The organism is Shewanella sp. 10N.286.52.B9, assembly GCF_002873635.1.
In the GTDB taxonomy this organism is placed as follows: Bacteria; Pseudomonadota; Gammaproteobacteria; order Enterobacterales; family Shewanellaceae; genus Shewanella.
On the sequence record NZ_MCTY01000212.1, the window covers coordinates 41,192 to 67,817 of the forward strand.

Below are 26,626 nucleotides of genomic sequence, written 5' to 3' on the forward strand. Positions count from 1 at the left end.
ACAACTAACTAGGCTTTCCTATATGGTCACAGTGCTCACTTCCCATATTGTGCTGTTTATCCGCATTACATCACTTCTAAATTTATGTAGAATTACTAGCGAACTTCATTAATAAAAAATAATAATAATTGAGGCTAGTCGATGTTTGGAGCGTTAAAGCAGTTTGTATTGTTAATCACTTGCGCCTGCGTCACTGTTTTTTTTACGCCTCAAAGCTATGGCGAACAATTTCGATTAGAAACCCTGACCATCAGTGACGGTCTACCTTCTTCGAGTATTACTACCCTTTATCAACAAAAAAATGGCTTTATCTGGTTTGGTACCGATGCGGGTGCCAGTCGCTATGATGGGGTTAACTTCACCAATTTCCAATTTTCATTAAATGATAAACACCATATATCAAACAATTACGTCACTAAAATCCACGAGGATACAAATGGTGATATATGGATAGCAACCGAAGATGGTCTAAATCAGTTAACCACAGATAATCAGATTATTATTCATGATATGAAATCATCAAGTAATGGCTTAGGTTCCAGTTGGATAATAGATATATTTGAAGATGATAATAACGATCTATGGTTTGGCACCGGCTCTGGTGTCAGTCACTATAATATAGACACTCAAACCTTTACCCCCTACTTCCTCTATGAAGTTGAAACGGATAAAGCATATGATACCTCTATCGCAGGCTTTTTTTACGATAGTAACCATAACATTTGGGTAACCTCAGACTTTGGCTTGGCCAAGGTAAATCGGCTGAAGCAGAAACTGGAATTAGTCAATTTTAACGATAAGCGCACCCAAGAGATCTTTGACGGAAGCTTATCGACCGTGTATCAGGCTGAAGATGGCCTTGTGTGGATTGGCACTTATCAAAGTGGCTTAATCAAGTTTAACCCTGAAACACTGGCTACTGAGGTATTTCAACATCAAGGGGATAATCCCTCCTCCCAGCAACTCGCTTCAAATCAAATTTTTTACATTACCGCTGAAGATAACAATACCCTGTTGATTGCGCACGATCATGGTGCCACAAGATTACAACTCGATACCATGACCTTCAGCCATATCAAACATCAAGATTATAATGATAATTCACTTGCTGATGATTACGTTGCAAGCATCTTAATCGATTATTCAAACGGTATTTGGTTCGGCACTGGCAATGGTGTATCGCGCTACTCAAGCTTTAAACAAGGCTCTCGATTATATCGCCCTCACCCTTTTAAACCCGAGTTATCAGGTAATTTCGTTTATTGGTTTGATACCGATAAACAAAATAATATATGGATAGCCACTGATAAAGGTATCGATAAGATTAACGCTGGCACAGAAACAATTACCATAGCGCCAATAACAGATGCTGTGATCAATGAACCCTATAGCACCATTGTTGATGAACAAAACAATTTATGGATAGCGGGTGCCAATGGCTTATCACAGTATAATATTGATAATGATACTTTAAGGCATTTTAGTAATAGCCCTGACAACCCCCATGGATTCCCCAGTAATGAGTTTTACCTCGCCATACCTGACAACAAAGGCAATGTTTGGATAAGCGGTTATTTAGACGTGGGTTTAATACTGTTCAATCCTGATAAAGGCATTTTAAAGCGCTATTTCGAGCACTACGATAATGCATATCGCTCTGGAGGTAACTTTGCCTTTGATAAGAAAATCATTCATAACGGCGAATTATGGATGGCCACAACCAATGCTATTTTCCGAATTAACCCTGAAACTGATGAAGTGAAACACTTGCCTCTAGGCAGTGAGGTTGAAAATATTCGCACCGTCAAAATTTACCAAGATGAAGATAATATTATTTGGGTTGCCACTCAAGGGTTAGGGCTGGCTAAAATTGAGATTGGCGAGAAATGGAGTGATGAATTAAACATCCAGTACTTCACCAAAGAGCATGGGTTTACCAGCAATACCCTCAAGGGCGTGGTGGGTGATGGTAAAGGAAATTTATGGATCACCTCGCAAGCTAAATTTGCGCACATGGATACAAAAACCAATAAAATCACCCAATACCCCAGTGCCATCACTCAAAAAGACAGTTCATTTTCAGATGGTGCAATAGCAATAAGAAACCACGAGTTACTTATTGGCACTAATCATGGTGCCTTTAAAATTGACACCCAGCAGCTAACAAGAAATGACTTTCAGCCTCAAGTGCATATTACTTCGGCACTTGTTGCTAACCAAGAATATATTGGCCCTAATAGTAATAATCAGCTCGCTAAGTTAAGCCTAGATTATCAAAAAAATATGGTCCAGTTTACCTTTGCCTCATTAGACTTCAGTGCCCCCACTAAAAACCAGTATCGCTATATGCTGCAAGGGTTTGATAAAGAGTGGACCTATGTCGGTAACACCAACACTGCCACATATACTAACCTCAGTGCCGGTGAATATAACTTCATCGTACAAGGGAGTAATAGCGACGGCCTATGGAGCCCTCATCAAGCCATATTTGCTTTTAAAATAAACCAAGCTTGGTGGCATTACGCCATTATTAGCTTGCTGATAATATGTGCCTTATTACTGTTTTTATACCTATTAACTCGCCATCAAAAAATTACTGAACTTAGAAAAAGAGCGAACTTTGATGCGTTAACGGGGTTATCGAATCGCTTCCAATTTAATAGCAAACTTGAAGCGTCCATTAGCATTAAAAATACTCACGCAGCCATTGTTTTTATCGACCTTGATTATTTCAAAGAAGTGAATGACACCATGGGCCATGACATTGGTGATGAGCTTATTATTCAGGTCAGTCAGCGTTTAAAAGCCAATATAAAAAGGGATGACTTATTAGCTCGATTAGGTGGCGATGAATTTGCCATTATCATTCGAAATCCTGGTGAGTTGGCTCAATTAGTGACTATTGTTGAACGGATAAGAGCAACCATTAATTGCGGTTACCAGGTACAACAGCATTGGATCAGTACTTCAGCGAGTATTGGGGTCGCCTGTTACCCTGAAGATGGCCAAGATGCTAAGACCTTGCTAAAGCACGCCGACACGGCAATGTATGCCGCCAAGCATGCAGGCCGTAATAGTGCATACTTTTTTAATGAGGCGCTCTCCATCGCCCTGCAAGAAAAAATCACTATCAAACAGCAACTGCAACTGGCATTAGAGAATGGTGAATTTGAGTTATTTTATCAACCGAAAGTCTGTTTAGTCAGCGGTGAGATCAGCTCCTTTGAAGCATTACTGCGTTGGTTTCACCCTAAAGAAGGCATGATCCCGCCTAATCGCTTTATTCCAGAAGCTGAAAGTAACGGTCAAATTATTGAGATCGGCTACTGGGTATTAAGACAAGCCTGCATAACCGGCAATCAATGGCATCAGCAAGGGCTATTAAGTGGCAATATTTCAGTCAATATTTCGCCAGTGCAACTATCACAGCCGGATATTTGCCAGCAAATTGAAGCGATTTTAGTTGAAACAGGTTTTCCTGCCGAGAAACTGGAGCTGGAGATTACCGAATCATTATTAATTGAAAACGTGGAAGTCGCTGAAAAAGTACTTAACCAGCTGCATCAACTGCATATCAGGATTAGTTTAGATGACTTTGGCAAAGGCTATTCTTCATTGAATTACCTGACCCATTTCCCGCTAGATACCTTAAAGATTGATAAAGGCTTTATCGATAACTTTATCGATAACAAAGCGGCTGGTAATGTACTTAAAAACATTATTAATCTCGGTAAGGACTTGAATATGCAAATTGTTGCCGAAGGTATTGAAACCGAGCTGCAATTATTAAAGTTAATTCAGTATCAATGTCATGTAGGCCAAGGTTATATCTTCAGCCCAGCGGTCAACGCCGATAGCGCTTACCAAATGCTTACTGGGGAAACACAATTACTGCCATTGTCTATGCAGCAAAAGGTCAGCTAAAAATTAAGCATCAGTTTGACTGTGATGCTTAAAGCTACTCACAATGCAATATCGTTGCAGGCCTGAGCAGTATGTAACTGAGGTATATCAACAGCAAGAGTCTGTTTAAAGTGGTTTAAATAGGTGACAATAAGCATCCGTTTTACCTTAATAACCAAATCAGCCTAACTGAGTAGCGAATGAGCACAAAAACAATAGCATATAGCCCAATATTTCACTTTCCGGTGCAAATCTATTATGAAGACACCGACTTTTCTGGGGTTGTGTATCATCCTAACTTTTTAAAGTATTTCGAAAGAGCCAGAGAGCATGTTATTGGGGCCGATGTACTAAATAGCTTATGGCAGCTACAACAATTGGGATTTGCAGTGTATCGCACCGATATGCTTTGTCATGATGGGGTTGAGTTTGCAGATATTGTTGATGTTCGCACTCGATATTATTTTGAAAGTAAATATCGTACTGTGTGGCAACAGGAAATTTGGCGACCTAATGCTAACAAGCCTGCTGTGACGGCAACCATAGAAATGGTTTGTATGAATCAACAACGACAAATGGCGCCGATGCCAGTTGAGCTGATCGCACAGTTACGATCACAATTTGGTCAAGATTAGCTATTTAGCAATAAATTACGTCGCGCTAACCGGATAAGTTAACTGAGCTAAACAATGCTCTAACTCACTAGGCCGAAGGGGTTTACTAAAATAATCCCCTTGGATGGTATTGGCGCCAAATCCAATCAAGGTATCAAATACCGCCTTTGTTTCGACCCCTTCAACCGTGACATTAAACCCTAAGCTACTAGCTAAATCTATGCTGGTTTTGACAATTTTGTTAGCTTGTAAATCACAATTAAAATCGTCCAAAAATGCTTTATCAATCTTTACCTCATCCACTGGAAGATGGCGCAGGTAAGCAAGAGAAGAGTGGCCGGTGCCAAAATCATCAATGGCGATGGAGACGCCGATGTCTCTGAGGGTATTTAGCGTTTCTATGGTGCTGTTCAAATCAATCATCAAGGCGCTTTCAGTAATTTCTATGGTCAAGTTTTGCGCAGGCACTTTATATTGCAGCAACTTACTGCTTATGATGATCGGAAGCTGTTTATTCTCTAAATCTTTGGTGGACAAATTCACTGCCACTTTGATATTTAAACCTTTGTTAATCCACTTAACCTGTTGTTTTAACACTTCATCCAGCGCCCAATGGCTAACTAAATCGATAATGCCAGTATGCTCAGCTAATGGAATAAACTCCGAAGGAGAAATGTCACCAAGACCAGCATGTTTCCAACGAATGAGTGCTTCAACTTGATGACAAGCACCAGAGTTCATGTCCAGCTTTGGTTGATATACCATGTACAATTGATTCTGCTTTAAACCTTTTGGTAAGCTATTGATAATTAATAATTCACGATATTGGGCTTTATCATCATCTTGATTATAAAAAGCAACAGAGCCACTGCTGCGCTTAGCTTTTTTAAGGGCTAAATCCAGCCTTCTTAGCATTAAACTGACATCAGCATGGTGTTTATTTAACTCCAATACACCTAGTTGAACTTTAATACAGATTGGCGTTTGAGCAATTTCAAATGGTCGTTGGAAATGCTGCTTCATATCCTGTAAATCCTGGCTCAATAATGAATTGGGATAAAAAAGCAAAAACTCATTACCATTCATTCGCGATACAAACGCAGGGGGGGTAGTTAAGCCTTTAATCCTCACTGCAAATGCTTGCAATAATTGATCGCCAAAAACAAAGCCAAATAAGTCATTCACAAATCTAAACTGTTGAATATCGACCAAAATCAACATACCTTCGGTCGCTGGCATTTTGGCAAACATTTTGCGTTTAAAGCCCACTCGATTGGACAGTCCTGTTAGTTTGTCACGATCAAGATTAACAGGATTATTTTTGTGTAGTTGATTTAGATTGCGAATAAGGGGTTTAAAAGCCCGAGGGGTATGTTTGAAACTTAACGGTAGTTTATTGCTACTATTGACATCAAGGGTTTGGGTTAACTCATTAATAAAGCGCCCTTGCTGAAAATAGCCACCCAGTACAATACCGAGCAGCAAAACTAAGCCAATAAACACAATGATCATTATTTCAACAGTTAACACAACCGAGTGCCTCTATTATCTTGCTTTATTAGCGTTAGCCTTATTAGCGTTAACTCAATAGCCATCGGGCTTGAATTTATGCTTATTGATAACTCTGTTTTATCGAATGATAAACATCTAAAAACTCATCACTCTCTAAATCTTCAGGGGTAACTGGTAAGCCTCTTGTGGCAAATAATGCTAACCGCTGCTCAAGCTCGGGACCTGCTCTTAACTCACCAGAGTAATAGGCCGCTGAGCGAATAAAGTCTAAATAAGTGACCTGCTCAGAGATGTAATGCAAATCAGCCCAGCGCTCAACCACTTCCATCACTTCAGGGGCAAAGTCCCACGTTTTTAAAATAGCTCGACCTATTGGCCCTTGCATTTTACGTACGAGACCGCGTAATTGTTCAATACTGGTAAAGGTATCAGGCCTTGTTTCAGCTTCTGATAACACAGGTAGCGCGCCAATATTGTGCACTAAGCCAGCCAAGGTCAATGTTTCAGCATCTAACCTTTTACTGGGGTTGCGCTTATTATAAATTGCAAGTAATGCCCCTGCCGCTGCTGTCACTTCAATGGAGGTTTGCCATACTTCATCCATCACCTCCCATACCATTTCATTGGTTGAGATAAAAAGTTGCTCTAACGCCACTGAAGTGACAATGGTTTTAATCTGCATTAAGCCAATTCGATTAACCGCAGCACTGATATTTTCAGCTTTTTTACCACGGCTATACAATGCACTATTTGCCACCTTAATAATGCGCGCCGAAATCGCCGCATCTTGGCCAATAATATCACCCACTTGCTTCAAGCTGCTATTAGGGTTTGATACCACCTCTTGCACTCTCATGGCAACTTCAGGAAGCGTTGGCAGTACCAATGCGTCATCTTTAAGCTTTTTCAGTAAACCCACTAGGAGTTGGTGTTCAGTCGTCATCAATTCAGCCCGTTGTATTATTATTATCGCTTTGTAAGCAATTGTACCAGTTATGTGGCTTATTTGAATAAAGAAAAAGAACGACTATGGGGATTTTATTCCATTAAAGATGATCAAATTTGACTGTAACCGCAATCACAGAGGAAAAATTTGCATTCAGCAGCCATACTTCAGTAAAATGCCGCCCCCGCGCTGTGTGCGAGTTTTCATCAAATTGAGAGTTATTATGTTTAGACCAGAGCTATTGTCTCCAGCTGGAACCCTTAAAAATATGCGCTACGCATTTGCCTACGGTGCAGATGCTGTATATGCCGGTCAGCCTCGTTATAGCCTTCGAGTTCGTAATAATGACTTCAAAATGGAAAACCTCGCCATGGGGATCCAGGAAGCCCATGCGCTCAATAAAAAATTATATGTGGTCAGCAACATTGCGCCCCACAATGCCAAGCTAAAAACCTACATTCGTGATATGGAACCTGTCGTGGCGATGAAACCTGACGCCATAATCATGTCAGATCCTGGCCTTATCATGATGGTACGTGAAGCCTTTCCTGATCAAGTAGTGCATTTATCAGTACAAGCCAATGCCATTAACTGGGCTTCGGTGAAGTTTTGGCAGCAACAAGGTATTAAACGCGTTATTTTATCTCGAGAATTGTCGTTAGATGAAATTGAAGAAATTCGTCAGCAATGCCCTGATATTGAATTAGAAGTATTTGTCCATGGCGCATTATGTATGGCTTACTCAGGCCGTTGCTTACTCTCTGGTTACATCAATAAGCGCGACCCTAACCAAGGCACTTGCACCAATGCTTGTCGTTGGAAGTACGATGTCCATGAAGCCAAGCAAACTGAAACCGGTGACATTATTGCGGTAAACCCACAAGGGCTTGTTGACCAACATGGTGTGCAGTTAGAGACGCCGCCAACATTGGGCGCAGGTCAGCCATCAAGTGAAGTGGTGTTATTGCAAGAACCAGGACGCCCAGGCGAATATATGCCTGCTTATGAAGATGAGCATGGTACTTATATTATGAACTCAAAAGATTTACGTGCCATTCAACACGTTGAGCGTTTAACCAAAATGGGTGTCGACTCATTAAAAATTGAAGGCCGTACTAAATCTTTTTATTACGTAGCGAGAACCGCACAGTTATATCGTCAAGCCATTGAGGATGCTGTGGCAGGTAAAGATTTTGACCGCACGCTAATGCATAACCTTGAAGGCTTGGCGCATCGTGGTTATACCGAAGGCTTCTTACGTCGTCACGTTCATGACGAATACCAGAACTATGATTACGGCTACTCAATCAGTGATACCCAACAATTTGTTGGTGAATTTACCGGTAAACGCAATGATGCCGGCGCAGCTGAAATTGACGTTAAGAACAAGTTCTCTGTCGGTGACAGTGTTGAATTGATGACCCCGCAAGGCAATATCACCTTAACCATTTCAGAATTAGTTAATCGCAAAGGTGAATCAGTAGAAGCCGGGTTAGGTTCAGGGCACTTTGTATTCTTAGCTGTGCCGGCAGAAGTCGAGCTGGATAAAGCAATTTTAATGCGCAATCTGCCTCAAGGGCAAGATAGCCGCAATCCACATCAAGCGATTGAACCCGTTACCTAGACCTGCTACATAAGTCAGTCTAACCAGGGGATGGTTATCCGTTTTCAGCTGTTGCAGTTATTGCCTTTTAGGCCATAACTGTGACTGTTGAGAAAGTGTTTACCCGCCAATGCAATACAAGCCACCACTTTGACTCAATCTCTACCTTTCACTCAATCTCTACCTTTCACTCAACTCTATCACCTACTCAACTCTATCACCTACTCAACTCTATCACCTACCCAACTCTATCGCCCACTCAAGATCCAGCCTACTACATATAAAAACTCATGACCTATCATTTAGTCAGTTATCACCTATCATTTATTTATTATTGGCCAAGGTTGGTCAAAACTTGAAGGGTTAGATCCTTCAAATGTGAGTTCCTCTAATCTATGCTATTAATTAATATCAGTAATAAGTTTTACAGCGGCAAAATTTTATCATTAACGCAATATCAGTAACAAACTCAAAGCGATACGAGCAACCGAAGCCAACAAAGCCGTAACCCTAAGCCCTGAAATATTTATTATTCGCCCCCAAAGACACGCTTGCGCAACAAAAGTATCAAAGTGTGCTTTACATTATCCAAATTTAGAGCAAAGCTGTTTAAAGTAGCTTTTATGGTGCTTGCCGTTTCACATGTTGCCAGTTTTTACTATTTTTATTACATGAATAAATGAGGATAAAAAATGAAAGACGATACCAAGCTAAATGATTTAACCACTAACAATGTCGACCAGTCAAAGCGTACTACGCTAACTAAGCTTGCAGCGGGCGCTGTTGGTACTGCAGCGCTTCCATTTGCCTCAGTTTTGCAAGCCGCATCAGACAAACTCACTGAGCAGCAAATTAAGCTAATGGCCAATGAAAAGGGCCCATTTGATATTGTTATTGAAAATGGCCGGGTCATTGACCCTGAAACTAAATTAGATGCCATTCGTAACGTCGGCCTTAAAGGCAATCGTATTGCCGCCATTTCAACAGATAAATTACAAGGCAAAAAAGTCATTGATGCCACAGGCTTAGTGGTTGCGCCGGGCTTTATTGATATGCACGCGCATGGTCAACAGCTTCCGGCTGCACGAGCACAAGCATTTGATGGTGTAACCACCGCTCTTGAAATGGAGTCGGGGTTGCTACCTATTGCTAAATTCTATGATGACACAGCCAAAGAGGGCCGCCCTATTAACTACGGCGCCTCTGTTGCATGGACTTATGCTCGTATCACGGCAAAAGAGCCCACAATGCCACCAGCAGACGGTACGATTGTTTGGTTTCAACAAGCATTTTCTAAAAATAACTGGCAAAACACCCTTGCGACAAAAGATGAGCTTAAATCCATTTTAAACTATGTTGAGCAAGGCCTTAAAGAGGGAGGTTTGGGCATTGGTATTAACGCTGGCTATGCACCAGGTTATGGCCATAAAGAGTACTACGAATTAGCAAAGCTAGCTAAACGCTATGAAATGCCTACTTATACCCACGTGCGTTACTTAAATAGCGCAGAGCCTAAATCAAGCTTTGAAGCCTACCAAGAACTGATCAGTTTATCGGCAACCACCGGTGCACACATGCATATTTGTCACCTTAACAGTACCTCAGTGCAAGATATCGAAGATTGTGCTGATTTAGTTCAAGATGCGGTTGATGCAGGCTTATCGGTGACAACAGAAGCTTATCCTTACGGTGCTGGTTCATCAGTGATCGGCGCAGAAGTTTTCCGCGGTGATGACTGGCTAGAGCGCTGGGGAGTGCCAAGTGCAAGCTACATGGAAGCAAATGGTAAAGCCTTAACACAAGAAAAAGTCACTGAGCTTCAAGCAAATGCGCCAGGTACAGTGGTAGTAATGCACTTTTTAAAACCTGATGAAAGTAAATCCGATCGCCATAAAATGGACCGCTCAGTATTATTTCCAGGCGCAGCCATTGCATCCGATGCAATGCCATGGATGAACCCTAAGGGGCAATTAATCGAAGGTAATGTATGGCCATTACCAAGTGATGCTATTGCTCATCCAAGATCGCTTGCTTGTTTTACTCGCTTTATCAGTAAATACCTCAATGAATACAAAGCAGTTACACTACTCGAAGCGATGGAGCGTACGAGCTTAAATGCGTGTCGAATATTAGAAAACAGTGTTCCTCAAATGAAAAACAAAGGCCGTATTCAAGTGGGTAAAGATGCTGATTTAGTCTTATTTAAACTTGACGAAATCAAAGTGCTAGCGACCTTTGATGCGCCTAATGCACTCTCAGAAGGGATGCATCATGTGATCGTAAATGGTACACCTATTATCGAAAATGGTGAATTGCATTTAGATGTAAATCCTGGCTTAGCAGTTCGTAATCCAGTGGTTGCATAACCATTATGCCTAAAATCATAAAGCTCGGGTAATACCGAGCTTTTTCGTTAAAAAGTAAATCATATAGAGAAACGTCAATGAATAAAAAACCTATTCCTGTGACCATTTTAGCGGGTTTTTTAGGTGCCGGGAAAACCACCCTGTTAAACCATATCCTAACCAATGCCGATGGCATGCGTATGGCCGTTATCGTAAATGACTTTGGTTCAATTAATGTCGATGCAGAGCTAGTAAAATCCCAAAGCGACAATATGATTAGCCTCGAAAATGGCTGTGTGTGTTGCAATCTTGCCGAAGGTTTAGTGGTCTCAGTGATGCGCATACTGGCACTTGAAGAGCGCCCTGATCATATTATTGTTGAAACCTCAGGTATTGCCGAACCTAAAGAAGTGGCATTGCAATTTGAAGATCCTGAACTACAAGCTCACGCGCCATTGAACGCGATTATCACCACTATCGATGCTGAGAATATTTTAAGTTTAGAAGGTTCAATGGCCAGCTTGTCAGAGCAACAAATACAAGTCGCCGATATCGTGTTAGTTAATAAAGTTGATTTAGTGGCAACTGAGCAGCTGGAAAAAGTTAAAGCATGGTGCCAAACCCAAGCCCCTTTTGCCAAACTGGTTGAAATGGAGTTTGGAAACGTCGCACTACCGATTTTATTTGATGTACCTGAGCGGTTAGTAAAACTTAGCCATGAGCATACTTGTCAGCACCAAGGTGCAGACCATGACCACAGCCAATGCAACCATCATGACCATGTAAACCACAGCTTTGATACTTTTAGCTTCGAAACCGACAAGCCGCTGTCTTTACAAAGCCTCTATCCGCTATTACAGCAGTTTTCAGTCGATGCCTACCGCATGAAAGGTATTTTAAATTTATCTGATCGACCTGATCATCGCTGTATATTTCAATGTACTGGCCAACGCGCCAATGTCACTGTTGGCGAGCCGTGGGAACACGATGAAGCAAGAGCAACCCGTTTAGTCTTTATTGCCCCCAAAGGTGGCATGGACGAAAAAATAATGCGTGAAAAGTTAGCTAGCTTAGTGGTTTAAATATAAAACGACTATGCAGTAAACGGCCCACTAAAGCTGTTAATGACAAGCTGTAAATGCTTGGCTGATAATTAATAGCATGATAATCAAGGATACTGGCGAGAAAGGAGTAAATGATGTCCGAGTTAAATCAAGATGACAAATTAACCGCTGAAGTTGATCAAACCAAGCGCGATACCATGAAAAAACTGGCTATTGGCGCCGCTGCAATAACACTTTCATCGACTGCCACAGCAGAAACTAACAAGGGTCCACAAAAGCCACAGTTAATGCCAAATCAAACAGGCCCGTTTGATGTAGTGATTACTAATGGCCGTGTCATTGATGCCGAAACGGGTTTAGATGCCGTACGCAATGTAGGCATTAAAGACGACAAAATTGCCGCTATATCGACAGAAAAGCTCACAGGTAAAAAAGTCATTGATGCCAGCGGGCTTGTGGTTGCCCCTGGCTTTATCGACCTTCACGCCCATGGACAACAATTACCCGCAGCCAGAGCTCAAGCCTTCGATGGTGTCACCACCGCCCTTGAGTTGGAATCAGGCCTATTACCCATTGGTAAGTATTATGATGACACAGCTAAAGAAGGTCGCCCAATTAACTACGGCGCCTCAGTAGCTTGGACCTATGCCCGCATTATGGCAATTGAAAGTGAAATTTCGCCCGCAGATGGCACCATTACTTGGTTTCAGAATGCCTTTAGTTTAAAAAATTGGCAAAATGATCTCGCCACCGACGCACAGCTAAATACGATATTGTCTGATGTTGAACAAGGCTTAAAAGAAGGTGGTTTAGGGATTGGTATTAATGGCGGTTATGCTCCCGCCTATGGCCATAAAGAGTATTACGGCTTAGCTAAACTGGCCAAAAGTTTTGATGTACCGACCTTCACCCATGTACGTTATGCCAACGGCATGGAGCCCAGATCAAGCTTTGAAGCCTATCAAGAGTTAATCAGTTTAGCCGCCACCACTGGGGCACATATGCATATTTGTCACCTCAACAGTACCTCGGTGCGAGACATTGATGATTGCGCCGACCTAGTGCAAGAAGCTGTTGATTCTGGTTTGCCGATTACCACTGAAGCTTACCCCTATGGCGCAGGCTCAACACCTGTGGGCGCGGCCTTATTTGCTGGCCCAGAATGGATTGACCGCTTTGGCGTTCCCGATGCAAGTTACATGGAAGCCAATGGCGTACCTATGACCCAAACCAAAATCGATGAACTACGAAAAACCAACCCTGGTGAAGTGATCGTTATTCACTTCTTAAAGCCTGACGACAGTAAAGAAGACTTACGCATGATGAAGCGTTCGGTGTTGTTTCCTAACGCCGCTATTGCCTCTGATGCCATGCCGTGGATGGACAGCAAAGGTAAATTGATTGAAGGTGATGTATGGCCATTGCCTAACGATGCTTTTGCTCACCCCCGCTCGGTCGGGTGTTTTGCCCGCTTTGTAAATAAATACGTGGTTGAGTATAAAGAAGTCAATTTAGTCGAGGCAATGAAGCGCACCAGCCTCAATGCGTGTCATATCATCGAAGATGCTGTGCCGCAAATGCGTAACAAAGGCCGTATGCAAGTGGGTAAAGATGCTGACATAGTGGTATTTGATCTCAATAGCTTTAAAGATATGGCCTCATTTACTGAGCCCAATAAGCTTTCAGTGGGTATGCAGCATGTACTAGTCAATGGCCAATCGATTATTGATAAGGGACAATTGCTTATGGATGCTAAGCCTGGCAGAGCAATTCGTCGCGATGTGACAGTCTAATCGATAATCAAAAAACGTCGATAAAACATGACAACGAAAAAGCGCCATTAGGCGCTTTTTTCATGTGTTTAGTTTTTCTCAATTAATATCGATTAGTTGCGTTTATGGTTAAACAAAAAGCGGTCATTGAAAATAGAATAAACCATGATCTGCCCTGCCATAATCGAACAAAACATCAATAATGCTGACATACCAATACTGGGGATAGGCAATATTGCAGTGGCAAAGAATGACTCACTGGCACCAACGATGATCCGGCTTCCTGGCACTAAAATGATCACCCCTTGGATAATATACACTAACGCAGGCACTTTACGTGCTTTACCGGCTAACAGCCCATAAAGAGTGATAATCATGGTGCTAATCCAAGTGCCGATAACCCAATCAGAGGTAAACCAATGTGGCCCCCACATGCCTACTGCAGCAGCGGGCAGGCCAATAATAATGTCTTGCCAACTGGCATTAAAAATCAGTCCAATCGCAACCGATATGCCAATTAACGCCAGAATATGCAAACCTAAAGGGATTTCATTAATAAATGGCGCAGCGGCTACATGGCCGACAAGCAAGCTTGATAAGCCTAAGCCCATCACCACGCCAATGAATATTTTTATTACCACCAAACTACTTTGGGCCAATAACTCTATGCCTGAGCGAAAGTCATTTAAGGCAAGACTAGCTAAACCATTGGTGACAGTAAGTCCTGGAATAAACAGCACAATGGATGAGATGCATAAAGCTAACACCGGTAACTCAGGAAATTGAGCGGCTAATATCCCCACCACAAAACTGGCAATAAACGCCACAATGAACTCAACCAGCATTGCTCGCTGCCCGATGCACATTAGTTGAGCTAACCAGGCGATTAACCCTAAAAAAACCGAAATCATTGCCGCAAGATACGTGCTCCCCACCAGCATCAAATAGCAAGGCGGCAGTAATAGGTTGGCAATGCCTAAAGTAAAATTCGAGTAACTCGGCACCCCTTGATAGTTTTCTTTTGAGTGTATTGCCTTTAGGGTTGCCACCAAATTGCGTAAATTGACTGACGGTGGATTTTTAGTTTGCATCACCATTTTCTGAGTGGGTTGCTCGAAAATGGTCACAATTTTAGTTGGGGTAACATCAATGGCGATATCTATCTGGTGATGAGCCGCATAAGACTGGGTATATTTCGCCACTGAGTATGGCGCGCACCCTGATTGATGTAATCGATCTGAAAATGATAAAACATCATCATACTGTTGCTGGGTTGGGCTTTTATCTTCCATTTTTTTATTCTCGATAAGTCAGCAAAAAGTGGTTCTGAGGGCTTAGTTAAATCATAGTAGCTAAATGATAATTGCTACATAATAGTAGCGTTCTCATTCACTTCATAATCTGAAATAGAGGGTCAAACCCTTCAAAAATGAATCCTTTCATTGAATCAGCAGTGGTCGCGATAACCTCCACTGCAAAACATGCGCTAGCCGGTGAATTTCTCGCTTAACCCTAGGCGGGCTATCTCTGTGTGATATAATCATCGATTGAAAGATTTATAGCGTGTTAAAACGCATTAGATCAGCGCAGTCATTCAACGCTTATTAAGTCTTTGTCTTCATTCAGGTCATTATTCATGGTTAAGTGCATGAAAATCCGCTGTATGAATCATTGAAAGTCGGGACAGGGTAATTTTTACCATTATATGGAATATACATAAGCAATTGTTACAGATGAATTTTATAAGGTATATGAACTAGATGGCATTACTAATCGACGATAGCTGCATTAACTGCGACATGTGTGAGCCTGAGTGCCCTAATGAGGCCATCACCATGGGTGAAGAGATCTATGAAATTGATCCTGCGCTATGTACCGAATGCGTAGGCCACTATGCTAAACCGACCTGTGTTTCGGTTTGCCCTATTGATTGCATTGATCCTGATCCCAGCCACGCAGAAACCCCAGCTGAGCTGCAATATAAATATGAAGTCATTACAGGTAAGGTTTAACCCTTAAACTACATGACAAAAAAGGCGCTAATTAGCGCCTTTTTTGATGTTTATATTCATCCCATGTCTAACGCTCTTCATCTGAGTCATTATGACTGAATATTACGCCGTTGCGGCTGCCTGCTCATTAGCATAGACTTGTAACGTTTGTAGCGTGATAGCTAACTTTTCAATGCTAAGCTTTACCGCTGCTGGTAACGTATCAAGCTCAATACCGAGCAATAAGTTTTTCACTTCAAGGCCGAGTTCGGTATCGCCTTCAATACGCAGCTTACGTTGAAAAAATAACGTGTCAGGATCTTCTTTGGCCGCAGCAACCAGTAATAACTCAGGCACATTGGCAGTAAAAGTTACATCGGCTTGCGTCAAAGGACGTAATAATAACTGTTGATCGTAACTAATTTCAAAGTTGAGCGCGATGTCTTGCACACAAATAGCAACCCACTTACCTTGCAGAAAATCTAACTCACCAAATTTAATTTGTTCACTTAACGAAAGTGACAACATCTTAGCCAGAATATCCAACTTTACCTTTTCAGGGACAACAGCAAGAGACTGGGTGGCGACTTTAGGGGCGATATTAAGCAAATTTTTAGCAACCTTTCCTGAAAAACCGAAAGACATTCATACTCCTACACTGACAAGATTCCAATTTAAGCTAGTTTACTCACATTTTATCAATTGAAACCTGTTTCAAATCAAATCATGTGATGTCATTCAACTTTACACTCACTTTCAATCGAAATTTGAGAGAGAGAATATGGAACTCTTGTGCCCTGCAGGAAATTTAGCCTCATTAAAAGCCGCTTTTAGAGCGGGCGCTGACGCCGTTTATCTAGGTTTAAAGGATGATACTAATGCCCGTTCATTTGCAGGTTTAAACTTCACCCCAGAACAACTAAAACAAGCCACCAAGCTTGCCCATGCCCAAGGCAGAAAAGTTTTTTTAACCTTAAATACTTATCCAAAACCTGGAGAGGAAAGCCGCTGGTATCAGGCGATTGATTTAGCCGCCCAGCTGCAAATGGATGCACTTATTACCGCTGATATATCCCTGCTTCATTATGCCAGCAGCCGTTATCCACATTTGCCATTGCACCTTTCAGTGCAGGCGAGTGCAACAAATCAAGCCGCACTCGATTTCTATCATCAAAATTTTAATATTGAACGCGCCGTATTGCCTAGAGTGTTGTCGATGAAGCAAGTGCGCGACCTAGCAAAATGTAGCGCTGTGGAGTTAGAAGTGTTTGCCTTTGGTAGCTTGTGTATTATGGCTGAAGGACGTTGTCATTTATCGTCTTATGTCACTGGCCAATCACCTAATACAGGCGGGTCTTGCTCGCCAGCAAAAGATGTGAGATGGCAAGAGCAAGGCAACCAATGCCTAACTAGGCTAAATGACGTGCTGATTGATACCACAGGTATTGACCAACAACTTGGCTACCCCGTGGTCTGTAAAGGCCGCTACATTGCCGAAGCGGATACCAAAGCCGATTACCTGTTAGAGTCGCCCACCAGCTTAAATACCTTAAGCCTATTACCTCAACTTGCCCAAGCTGGGATCAAATCGCTAAAAATAGAAGGCCGTCAACGCAGCCCTGCATATGTAGAGCAAGTAACGCGGGTTTGGCGTGAAGCGATTGATAGCTATCAAAACAATCCTAGCGCCTTTAAAGAGCAAGCCAGATGGAATCATACCTTAGCCAAGGTATCTGAAGGACAAGTCACCACATTAGGAGCATACGAGCGGCAATGGCAGTAAATAACAATATGAAAATCTCACTGGGCGCCATTAGCTATTGCTGGGACAAAGACACCACGGAACAATTTTATGACAGGGCAGCGCAAAGCCAAGTTGATACTATTTATTTAGGTGAAACCGTCTGCAGCAGACGTCGATTAATGAAATTTAAAGATTACTTCGACATTGCCACTATGCTCAAGCAGTCTGGCAAAAATGTGGTGCTTTCAACCATGGCATTAATCGAGGCACAATCTGAGCTTGGCGAACTTAAAAAGTATATCGATAATGGCGAGTTTATTATTGAAGCCAATGATATGGCAGGCGTGCAATTGGCCTCTGAGGCCAAACTGCCGTTCATTTGTGGCCCAACCATTAATAATTACAATAGAGCCAGCTTAGATATTTTGCATAAAATGGGTATGCAACGCTTTGCTATGCCATTTGAATTATCAAAGTCATGGCTTAAAACCGTGATTGGTGAGGGCGAAAACACGCCGCAATTTGAAGTGGAAGTCATGGGCCATGGTTATATGCCACTGGCACATTCGGCGCGCTGCTTTACTGCCAAACACTTTAATTTGAGTAAAGACAATTGTGAGACCATTTGTCAGCAACACCCAAAGGGGATTTTGGTGCAAACTCAAGAGCATCAGGATTTACTGAGATTAAATGGCATCCAAACTCAATCGGCTTCATTTGTTGATTTAACCGCTGAAATGATGCAAATGCAGCAAATGGGAGTGAACTACTTTAGAGTATCACCTAGCCAATTAGCCTGTATTGAGCTTGCAGATGAACTCACAAAGCGCTTAGCAAACAGTGATGAGACTCAAGATGATATGGCGATGAAAACTCGCGAGTTTGCTAACAAAAAATCCTGTAATGGCTATTGGTTCGGCGGCGCTGGTTTACAAAAAATCTAGTTAACACCTTAGTAATCGGGGCTAATGCAAGGCAGTGAATAACGCTGTAAGCTTTAGCCTCTTTGCTTACAAGTCTTTTTACTTACAAGGCTCTTATAACAAGTCTCCTACTGACAAGGCTCTTACTTACAAGGCTCTTACTTACAATTGCCCAAGAGTCATATCTTTGGCTTAGGCTTATCTGCTTTACTTTGCCCCTGGGGCAGAAAATAGCAGCGGCAAATGCTCAAAACCCACAGCCATGTAGTTATGATGCTTAGCCAAAATAAGATGGATAACCACCAAGTTTGTGGCTTAGGAGACTGCGACACAATGGCTTGAAATAGTAGTCCTTCAGAGAGCGGGTTCTCACCTAAACTCCCACCCCAATATGGCCAAGTTAAAATCGCGCCGTGGATCACCGCAATCAAACCAGCAAACACCAATGGCAGCATATATTGGGCTTGGCGCATAATGATCCCGTTAACCAGTCCCAGTAGCGCACTGATTAAGCCAAAGTAAATAAAAATAGACACGGCTTGAATATGTAAATGGTAAACATTAAGGGGAAACAGCCCTGTGGCAGCTAGGGCAAGAAAAGTCACGATAAGAGCCAGCCAAAATAACCGACCAGTAATGGTACGGTTTATTTGTAGGCCAAATAAAGCACTCATCGTCAGGCTTAAGCTACCAAAAAATAGCCCGCCATTAATCAATAAGGCAGAAGAAGAGCGGTTGTAAGTCCCCAGTTCACTGATTGAAAATTGCAGTAAACTATACTTATCACCATGCTGCATATGCTCAATAAACACAGATAAACCTATGCCGATAAAAAGCCCTATCAAGCCTAATAAACCAAACAGGTAAGCTAATCGAGCAATTTTTTCCGTTTTACTTATTATCACAGCTTATCTTGTTCCTTGTAAATTAGGCTCTATCATACTTAATCGCCTTTGATAAAAACGCTATCGACATCTAATGTTTAGTATTCAGTCAATTAACCACGTCAATATAGAGGGCACGACCCAAACAACCTTACAACGACCCACTCACCCATTGTAATAACAAAACATCACAGTAACAACAACTGCATAACACCATGATTACAAACAAAATAATCCGTGCAATTCGGTTGGGAAACGATACAATATAGATAAGCATAAAAAGCCCATAACTATTCGTTTTAGTGAATAGTTTTACTTAGAATAGATAAGCAGGTAACCTTGCCTCGCTTAGATATCCTATGAATGGACATACAGCATTTCCCATAAGACGGTTTGATTAACTCAACCATGATTATTTAGTTAATTGGTAAGGCATAGACAAAGTGACTCAAGAAAAACCAAAATATAATCTCAAAACAATACTTACCTTTATCATTCCGTCACTTATCGGATTGTTATTGTTTATGACACCTATTAGCTACGACGGCTCAATCACCATTCCGATTGCTATCGTATCAAAATTTGTACAAAACCAATTCGCCGATATATTACCTTTAATCGTAACCTGTATCGTAGTCTTTATGGCAATCGTGTCGGTGCTTACTAAACTAATAAACCCAAAGTTAGTTCGTAAGAGCCCGTTTTTGCATTCGCTGCTGAATGTTTCACCATTTTGGTTATTAGTACGCGTCTTAGGGGCAATATTCATTGTATTAACCTACTTAGAGATCGGTTCAGAAGTGATTTACTCAGCTGATACCGGAGCCTTGGTACTCAATGACCTATTACCAGTACTACTGTCAGTGTTCATTTTTGCAGGCATGCTGCTGCCGTTACTGCTTAACTTCGGTCTATTAGAATTTTTCGGTACCATGCTGACCAAATTAATGCGTCCAATCTTCAACCTTCCAGGAAGAAGTGCCATTGACTGTATGGCATCATGGTTAGGCGATGGCAGTGTTGGTATTTTAATGACCAACAAGCAGTATGAAACCCGTCTTTATACCGAGCGTGAGGCGGCCGTAATTGGTACTACCTTCTCAGCAGTATCTATTACTTTTAGTTTAGTGGTTATTTCTCAAGTCAAACTTGAGCATTTATTTGTGCCATTTTACTTAACCGTTTGTCTCGCTGGTTTTGTTGCCGCTATCATAGTGCCTAAATTACCACCGCTATCATGGAAAAAAGATTTATATATCGACAACACCCCACGTCACCCAGATGATGAAATGATCCCACAAGGTCATGGCGTAATGTCTTGGGGCTTTGAGCAAGCGATGAATAAAGCTTCGCGCGCTGGTGGGGTTAAACAGCTATTAACTGAAGGCGTTAAGAACGTGGTTGATATGGTGTTTGGTATTATTCCTGTGGTTATGGCCATTGGTACCATCGCATTGGTATTAGCTGAAAATACGCCGATTTTTAATTATCTAGGTATGCCATTTATTCCACTGCTCGAATTACTGCAAATACCAGAAGCCGATGTTGCATCGACAACGATTGTGGTTGGCTTTGCTGATATGTTCTTGCCTTCAATTTTAGCCAGCTCAATTGAGTCAGACTTAACTCGCTTTGTGATTGCAGCCCTATCAGTAACCCAATTAATTTATATGAGTGAAGTCGGCGCATTACTTATTGGCAGTAAAATCCCAGTTAACTTCTTCGAGTTGTTTGTGATTTTCATTTTGCGTACCTTAGTGACATTACCGGTTATCGCCCTTTGCGGACACTTACTGATTTAGTCGCTTGATTCGAGTCATAAAGTAAATACAAAAAAGGAGCCACTGGCTCCTTTTTTAATGCTTAACAAGTTTAGTTAATCAATTTAGTTAATCAGTTCTAATAACTCATGAATGGTTTTAATCGGATGGATTTTAGCGCCTAGCCCTTCCATTGATTTATGGTAGTTACGATGGGGAATATACACCTCGGTAAAACCATGTTGCACCGCTTCTTTTACTCTCGGCACACCACTATCAATCGGCCTAACATCACCATTTAAACTTAGCTCTCCCATAATGCAGGTGGTTCTGGGCACCACAAAGTCATTTAAACTGCTGAGTAATGCCGTCACCAAGGCTAAATCAATACAGGTTTCTGATTCATCAATCTTCAAACCACCCACCAAATTAAAATAAGTATCATGATAAATCTTGGTACGAGTATGTTTGCGTAATACCCCTGTGAGCATTTTAATCCGGTTCATGTTTAACCCCACACAAACTCGCTGCGGAAACTCGCCTTCAGTCTCAGTGGTTAGACATTGAATTTCTAGCAATAAGTTACGGTTGCCTTTACGGATACAGGTAATGGCCGCGCCAGGTGATTCAGTGGTGGAGCCAGAGAGAAATATCTCACTGGGATTATCAACACTTATCATACCGCGCTCGGTCATCTTAAAAATGCCCACGGTATCCACATCACCAAAACGGTTTTTATTGGCTCTTAGAGTTCTAATTTGGCCGTCATTGCATTCAATATGGGTCAGACAATCGACAATGTGAATAAGCGTTTGCGGGCCGGCAGTTTCATTGTTTTTATTAACGTGCGCCACTAAAAACATGGTGACATTATTTTGCTTACAATACTGGGTTAATGCCTGCGCGCAGCTTTTGACTTGTGAAGGCGAGCCAGGGCTGCCATTGGCGCTTTCAGACACCACCGCTTGGATTGAGTCGATAACAGCAAACTTTACCTGTTTAGCGTCCAGCTCAGCAATAATCGCCTCAACGCTGGTTTCAGCCATTAAATATAGGTTCTCTTCGTTATAACTGAGCTTTAAGCGGTTAACACGATTTTTGAACTGCGATAGTGACTCTTCAGCAGTACAATATAATGAAGGCATAACTTGTGACATGCGGGCAATTAAATCGGACAGTAAAGTAGTTTTACCTGCACCAGGATCGCCTGAAATAATATTCACTGAGCCTGTGGTTAAGCCACCGCATAAGACCCTATCAAGTTCACCAATGCCGGTAAGCATTTTTTGGGCTTCAAACTCTTCCACTTCATGAAGTTTTTTTGAGCCGCCGCCGACAGAGCCTGCATAACCAGCTACCGAATTGGTCGACGATTTAACCGCAGAAATGCGCACTTCTGATATGGTATTCCACTCTTGGCAGGCATTGCACTGTCCTTGCCAGCGAGGAAAATCTTGTCCGCACTCATTACACACATACGCTGTTTTATTTTTTGCCATAGATCACTTTTGTCAGATTGCTGCTTATGGGATTTAAGCACTTATTAATTTATTAAATTTACACAGCTCAATTGTTAAGCTAATGGCGCCAAAATCGCATTATTACCTTAGCTTTAACAGACACCTAGACTAATTTTGTATAAAGTAAGCCTGATGCTAGCCGATAAGATTACCAGTCGAGCCTGCAATTATCACCTTTATCTGAGCCCTCAATAGAAAAGAAGCCATGAGTTTAGAAGAGCACAGTCAGCTTATAGAGCAATTAAAGCCACTTTTAATGGAACCTGATTTTAAGGATGCCTTTGAAATGTTTACGGCTGACGAATCAAACTCGACTCGATTTTTATTGAAAATGGAATTAAATCGCATTGCGGTGATTTGTACTCGGATCATTGATTTACGTGATAAAAGCGATCTTGAATGTGAAGAGGTTCAGGTTGGAAAACTACGTCATTTTCTCGATGAGCCAGCAAAGCTTTCCTTGCTAGAGGCACTGCAGCTGTATCGCAATAAGTATATCGTTGGCGTTTATGAGCATGTACTCAACCAGCACAAATTACGCAAAGAAAAAGCCCGCCAAAACAATCAGCAACCCGTAGCACAAACCTCCCAGTTAATTGTGCCTGGGGTGGTTTTAGGCAGCTATTTTAATCGTAGCGAAGAGCGAATGAATTACAGTATTCGTATTTCAGCCTCACAAACAGGTGGCCCCGAAGTTAATGGCGCCAGCTTAGATTTATCTGTCGGTGGCGCGAGAGTTCGCTTACCTGCTGACATTCGCTTTGATCAAGATAAGCCGCTGCGTATTAAATTACTTGAATTAAACGAAGAGTATTTTTTTGACGATCTCCAAAAAGGCATCGACTATAAAATCGTCGATATACAACACAAAGATGATAGTGCCATATTGCGCCTATGCCGTATTGGAGAAAGTAACGAGCTCGATAACTTATTAACCCAGCTGATCCGCAGTTACCGCTTTCGCTATAAAGTGGATGTAAACGATGTGATTGTCAATGCAACCGGGCTTGGGTTTGAACGCCATTATTTACCACTATTAGCTCACCTCCCCATTTATATCAGTTTAAATGACGGTAAACCGACCATTAGCCATTTGCTATTAAGTCAAGGCAACCAAGCTTCATTACAATATTTTCAAGATGAGCAAGAGATTAATCAGCTACCCGGTTTACTGACCAATAATCGCTTAGTCAATCTCATTAAGCACCCACAAGACAGTGACCATAGTTTATTTTTTTGCTTCACCTACCAAGCAAACGACACAATCCAATACTTTTCAGCCTCGCTTTATGAGTTAAAGCAACATGATGCCTTAGGGTTATTCCTTGGCTTTGGCGCAAGCAAAACTAGTTGGCGAGTGTTCAAAGTAAGCCAACAAAGCATTGACCATAAACTGAATTATAAAACCTCGACGCTACCAGGGGATGAAACCCACTACTCAGCGCTAGTAGAGCAACAACTGGCAGGCTTTAGCTACGTGCTGCAGTTAATCGATTTAACCAATGAGCAGGTTCAATCCGATTATCAAACCTGGTTTAACCCAAGTGATAACGTCAATAAGCTTAAAAAGTTTAACCAAACTAAGCTCAAACAAAACAGCATAAAACGTCTATCAATGCCCTTTAGCGAGCGACGACGAGAAGCGCGCTATGCCTTTAAAACCTTGGTAGATATTGAGCACAACAACCATAAAACCCGTGGGATAAGCCATGATATATCCACCCGTGGGCTGCAGCTTGCTTTAGAAGATAATCTTAACCTCAAAAAGCCTACAGATGTGTTACTTAGTTTCCCTAAACTGCAGCAAATTGCAGGCAAGACATCACTGTCAAACTTGCCATATCGATTGATCCGCAGCCGTAATCATGACCAAACCCTGCATTTGTCGGCCAACATTGGTCACGAACCCCATGCTGGAGTTGAGTTTATCAATAAACTCATTAATCATAATCGGGATAAACTTGAGCAATTATCAGATAGTGAAGGCGAGTTAAAAGAGCTAGCCGATGGCATGAAAAACTTACTCCTAAGACAGCTGGCTAATGTGCCCTTTTTTGTAGAAAAAACGCAAAAATCGGCGCAACTATCATGCTTAGGGATCGGCGTTAAAACTGATGCTATTAGCCATCTATTTGCCGCTGGCTCCACTAAACCATTAAATTATAATTTGACGCCATTATTTAATGAAAGCCAGTTTAAGCAGCTAATTATTAATCCAGTTCGAGCAATGAAGCCCATTGATGGCCTGAAATATATAGAGATATTCCTGCAGGTGTCTCGTCAAGGTAGAGGAGCAATTAACATTCAATCTCAGTTAGTCAACGACTTCGCTAGCCGAGATGCTCAAATTGCCTTTGTGCGTCACGCTAAAACTGTTGGCCGCTTTGTGGCATTACGAGTTTATTATGGCGCAACTGAAAAGCCAGACATGAGCTATATTCGCCGCGAAATGGAATATATTGCCACCCATGCTTCCCACAGAGCAAAACAGCTTGAAGCCCAGTTATGGCGGGTTTTAGGAGCCGGAGAACTGTTAGAGATTAGTGCTGAAGTTGAAATGAGATATCCAGAGTTACACCAAGTCTAAATACCCCAAATCTGAATGACTCAAAACCTGAATGACTCAAAACCTGAGTTGCTCAAAACTTGAAGGCTCCTAGCCTAAGTGCGCTAATGCTAAACCAAAAGTGCGCTAATGCTAAACCAAATTGATACACTAATCTCGACAGCGCTAATAGAGTATATATTGCAATCACTTGGTTTGTATTACTTCAGCTAGCGCTTATCGCTGCAGTTTATTTTTAAGTTGCTACTTAGCCAAACTGTCATACCAGCTTTTCACTAACGGGAAATGATCATCTACTGCGGATTTGTCGGTTAACATGCCTGCATGGGTGTAGTCCCGCTTAAAGCCGCGATGTTTAGCCAGTAAAGTATACTCAGCTGCCACCATCTGACACTCACCCATCATATCTTGCACATCTGAAGGGTTACCTAACACGCGGTCCTTTTTAGCGGCTAAAAACCAACAAGGCGGCCAAGTCACCTGCCTAGCTGCAGCGGCATAATCAAAGTTATCATGGCAATCTACCCAATCACCTTTTACCCAATCTATGGTTTGCCTTAATGATTGCCGGCTTTCATTGTCCATACCCATTCGATATTTATCTGCCGCTAAATAGCCATCCACTTTTGACAAAAATGGCGCCAACCGATTCCAAAATAAATCCACCATCATGGTTTTACGCAGAGATTTAATTTTGATGGTTCTTTTACTACCAAAGGTGACAAATGAAGCCACTTGAGTGCGCACCTTAGCTAAGCGAACATAACAGCTCGCCATTAATACCCCGCCCCATGAGTGCGCGCACCAATGCACTTTACTTGCTGATGAATGCGATAAAATAAACTCATTGGCAAGGGGCAGCTGCTCTAAAATCACTTCGGTTTGACCTAAGGAATAGGCCGCGCTGATTTTAGGCTCACTTAAGCCTCTGCCTGCCGTATCGAGTATATACACATCAAAACCTTGCCTAGCAAGATAGCAACCTAAGCCTTTGCCCGAGGCACTGTAAAATACCCGTCCATTTGACATTGCGCCATGTAACATCAAAATTGGCATGCCTTTAGCCAAGCTAGGGTTTGCTTTGATATGCCGAATATGAAGGCGACCATTTCGATAGGGAATAAAATGTGACTGCTGCATGGGAATGAATATGACTATTTTGAGTGTATGAACTCAATACGGTAATCAGTGTAAATGTTAATTACAAGTTAATTAGAGTAATGAGCCTAATCAAGATAAAAAATGGCTCACTTAAAGTGAACCATTTAAAAGTGCTCTCAGCCAATATCTAAACAGCTAAGAGTCGATGCCATTGATGCTTGCAGCTCTTTACCCTTGCAGTGTTTTTAGGCTTGCAAGTAATACACAAAGTAATAAACAAAGCAGCGTAAATCCAAGTTATTGATACTGGTATCGGCAGCTTTTAGTTACTTAGGTTAAACCGTCATTTAACATTATGCTTGCAGTGTTTTTAGGCTT

General features: G+C 41.8%; 18 protein-coding genes. 11 read left to right on the top strand and 7 right to left on the bottom strand.

Annotated features, from left to right (window positions below; translation table 11 throughout):
* The first annotated feature begins 141 nt into the window (after nucleotides 1-141).
* Both BCU91_RS17655 and BCU91_RS17660 read left to right on the top strand, forming a co-directional pair.
* The gene (locus tag BCU91_RS17655; protein ID WP_102532038.1) at nucleotides 142-3,924 is read left to right on the top strand and encodes an EAL domain-containing protein; all 3,783 of its coding nucleotides are present in this window, start codon (nucleotides 142-144) and stop codon (nucleotides 3,922-3,924) included.
* A 179-nt stretch (nucleotides 3,925-4,103) separates the two neighbouring features.
* The gene (locus tag BCU91_RS17660; protein WP_102438032.1) at nucleotides 4,104-4,538 is read left to right on the top strand and encodes a thioesterase family protein; all 435 of its coding nucleotides are present in this window, start codon (nucleotides 4,104-4,106) and stop codon (nucleotides 4,536-4,538) included.
* A gap of 15 nt (nucleotides 4,539-4,553) precedes the next feature.
* Here the strand turns inward: BCU91_RS17660 and BCU91_RS17665 are convergent, their stop codons facing one another.
* Both BCU91_RS17665 and BCU91_RS17670 read right to left on the bottom strand, forming a co-directional pair.
* Entirely contained in the window at nucleotides 4,554-6,047 is a 1,494-nt protein-coding gene (locus BCU91_RS17665; protein WP_102532039.1) for a bifunctional diguanylate cyclase/phosphodiesterase, read from the bottom strand.
* An 82-nt stretch (nucleotides 6,048-6,129) separates the two neighbouring features.
* Nucleotides 6,130-6,972, bottom strand: a complete 843-nt coding sequence (locus BCU91_RS17670) for an HDOD domain-containing protein (RefSeq protein ID WP_102532040.1) — start codon at nucleotides 6,970-6,972, stop codon at nucleotides 6,130-6,132.
* 226 nt (nucleotides 6,973-7,198) lie between these two features.
* Between BCU91_RS17670 and yegQ the strand changes: the two genes are divergently transcribed.
* From yegQ to BCU91_RS17690, 4 genes are all read left to right on the top strand, one after another.
* Nucleotides 7,199-8,599: a tRNA 5-hydroxyuridine modification protein YegQ gene (yegQ, locus tag BCU91_RS17675; protein ID WP_102438026.1), complete on the top strand. Its 1,401-nt coding sequence runs from the start codon at nucleotides 7,199-7,201 to the stop codon at nucleotides 8,597-8,599.
* 671 nt (nucleotides 8,600-9,270) lie between these two features.
* Complete coding sequence (locus BCU91_RS17680) at nucleotides 9,271-10,944, top strand: amidohydrolase family protein (protein WP_055023742.1); 1,674 nt, start codon at nucleotides 9,271-9,273, stop codon at nucleotides 10,942-10,944.
* Between the two features lie 77 nt (nucleotides 10,945-11,021).
* Entirely contained in the window at nucleotides 11,022-12,005 is a 984-nt protein-coding gene (locus BCU91_RS17685) for a GTP-binding protein (RefSeq protein WP_102436176.1), read from the top strand.
* A 113-nt stretch (nucleotides 12,006-12,118) separates the two neighbouring features.
* A complete protein-coding gene (locus tag BCU91_RS17690) occupies nucleotides 12,119-13,780 on the top strand; it encodes an amidohydrolase family protein (protein ID WP_198590497.1) in 1,662 nt (553 codons plus the stop codon).
* 92 nt (nucleotides 13,781-13,872) lie between these two features.
* Here BCU91_RS17690 and BCU91_RS17695 read toward each other — a convergent pair whose 3' ends face one another.
* Nucleotides 13,873-15,051 (bottom strand): threonine/serine exporter family protein, encoded by a 1,179-nt coding sequence (locus tag BCU91_RS17695; protein ID WP_102532041.1) that lies wholly within the window; start codon nucleotides 15,049-15,051, stop codon nucleotides 13,873-13,875.
* Between the two features lie 468 nt (nucleotides 15,052-15,519).
* Between BCU91_RS17695 and BCU91_RS17700 the strand changes: the two genes are divergently transcribed.
* Nucleotides 15,520-15,771 carry a YfhL family 4Fe-4S dicluster ferredoxin gene (locus BCU91_RS17700; protein ID WP_055023738.1) on the top strand — a complete coding sequence of 84 codons (252 nt, stop codon included), beginning with the start codon at nucleotides 15,520-15,522 and terminating at the stop codon, nucleotides 15,769-15,771.
* Nucleotides 15,772-15,873: 102 nt separating this feature from the next.
* Here BCU91_RS17700 and BCU91_RS17705 read toward each other — a convergent pair whose 3' ends face one another.
* Nucleotides 15,874-16,395: an SCP2 sterol-binding domain-containing protein gene (locus BCU91_RS17705; RefSeq protein ID WP_102532042.1), complete on the bottom strand. Its 522-nt coding sequence runs from the start codon at nucleotides 16,393-16,395 to the stop codon at nucleotides 15,874-15,876.
* A 136-nt stretch (nucleotides 16,396-16,531) separates the two neighbouring features.
* Here BCU91_RS17705 and BCU91_RS17710 point away from each other — a divergent pair, with 136 nt between their 5' ends.
* Together BCU91_RS17710 and BCU91_RS17715 are read left to right on the top strand one after the other, a co-directional pair.
* Nucleotides 16,532-17,533 (top strand): peptidase U32 family protein, encoded by a 1,002-nt coding sequence (locus tag BCU91_RS17710; protein ID WP_102532043.1) that lies wholly within the window; start codon nucleotides 16,532-16,534, stop codon nucleotides 17,531-17,533.
* An 8-nt stretch (nucleotides 17,534-17,541) separates the two neighbouring features.
* A complete protein-coding gene (locus tag BCU91_RS17715) occupies nucleotides 17,542-18,438 on the top strand; it encodes a U32 family peptidase (RefSeq protein WP_102520177.1) in 897 nt (298 codons plus the stop codon).
* Between the two features lie 158 nt (nucleotides 18,439-18,596).
* On the opposite strand, the gene BCU91_RS17720 is transcribed toward BCU91_RS17715, so the two are convergent.
* Nucleotides 18,597-19,322, bottom strand: a complete 726-nt coding sequence (locus BCU91_RS17720; protein WP_102532044.1) for a DUF998 domain-containing protein — start codon at nucleotides 19,320-19,322, stop codon at nucleotides 18,597-18,599.
* A 503-nt stretch (nucleotides 19,323-19,825) separates the two neighbouring features.
* Between BCU91_RS17720 and BCU91_RS17725 the strand changes: the two genes are divergently transcribed.
* Entirely contained in the window at nucleotides 19,826-21,103 is a 1,278-nt protein-coding gene (locus BCU91_RS17725; protein WP_102477222.1) for a YjiH family protein, read from the top strand.
* Nucleotides 21,104-21,186: 83 nt separating this feature from the next.
* On the opposite strand, the gene radA is transcribed toward BCU91_RS17725, so the two are convergent.
* Nucleotides 21,187-22,560: a DNA repair protein RadA gene (gene radA, locus BCU91_RS17730; RefSeq protein WP_102532045.1), complete on the bottom strand. Its 1,374-nt coding sequence runs from the start codon at nucleotides 22,558-22,560 to the stop codon at nucleotides 21,187-21,189.
* A gap of 226 nt (nucleotides 22,561-22,786) precedes the next feature.
* Between radA and BCU91_RS17735 the strand changes: the two genes are divergently transcribed.
* Nucleotides 22,787-25,168, top strand: coding sequence for a PilZ domain-containing protein (locus tag BCU91_RS17735; RefSeq protein WP_102520100.1), 2,382 nt, complete (start codon nucleotides 22,787-22,789; stop codon nucleotides 25,166-25,168).
* 222 nt (nucleotides 25,169-25,390) lie between these two features.
* Here the strand turns inward: BCU91_RS17735 and BCU91_RS17740 are convergent, their stop codons facing one another.
* Entirely contained in the window at nucleotides 25,391-26,287 is an 897-nt protein-coding gene (locus tag BCU91_RS17740; protein WP_102436190.1) for an alpha/beta fold hydrolase, read from the bottom strand.
* Nucleotides 26,288-26,626: the final 339 nt, after the last annotated feature.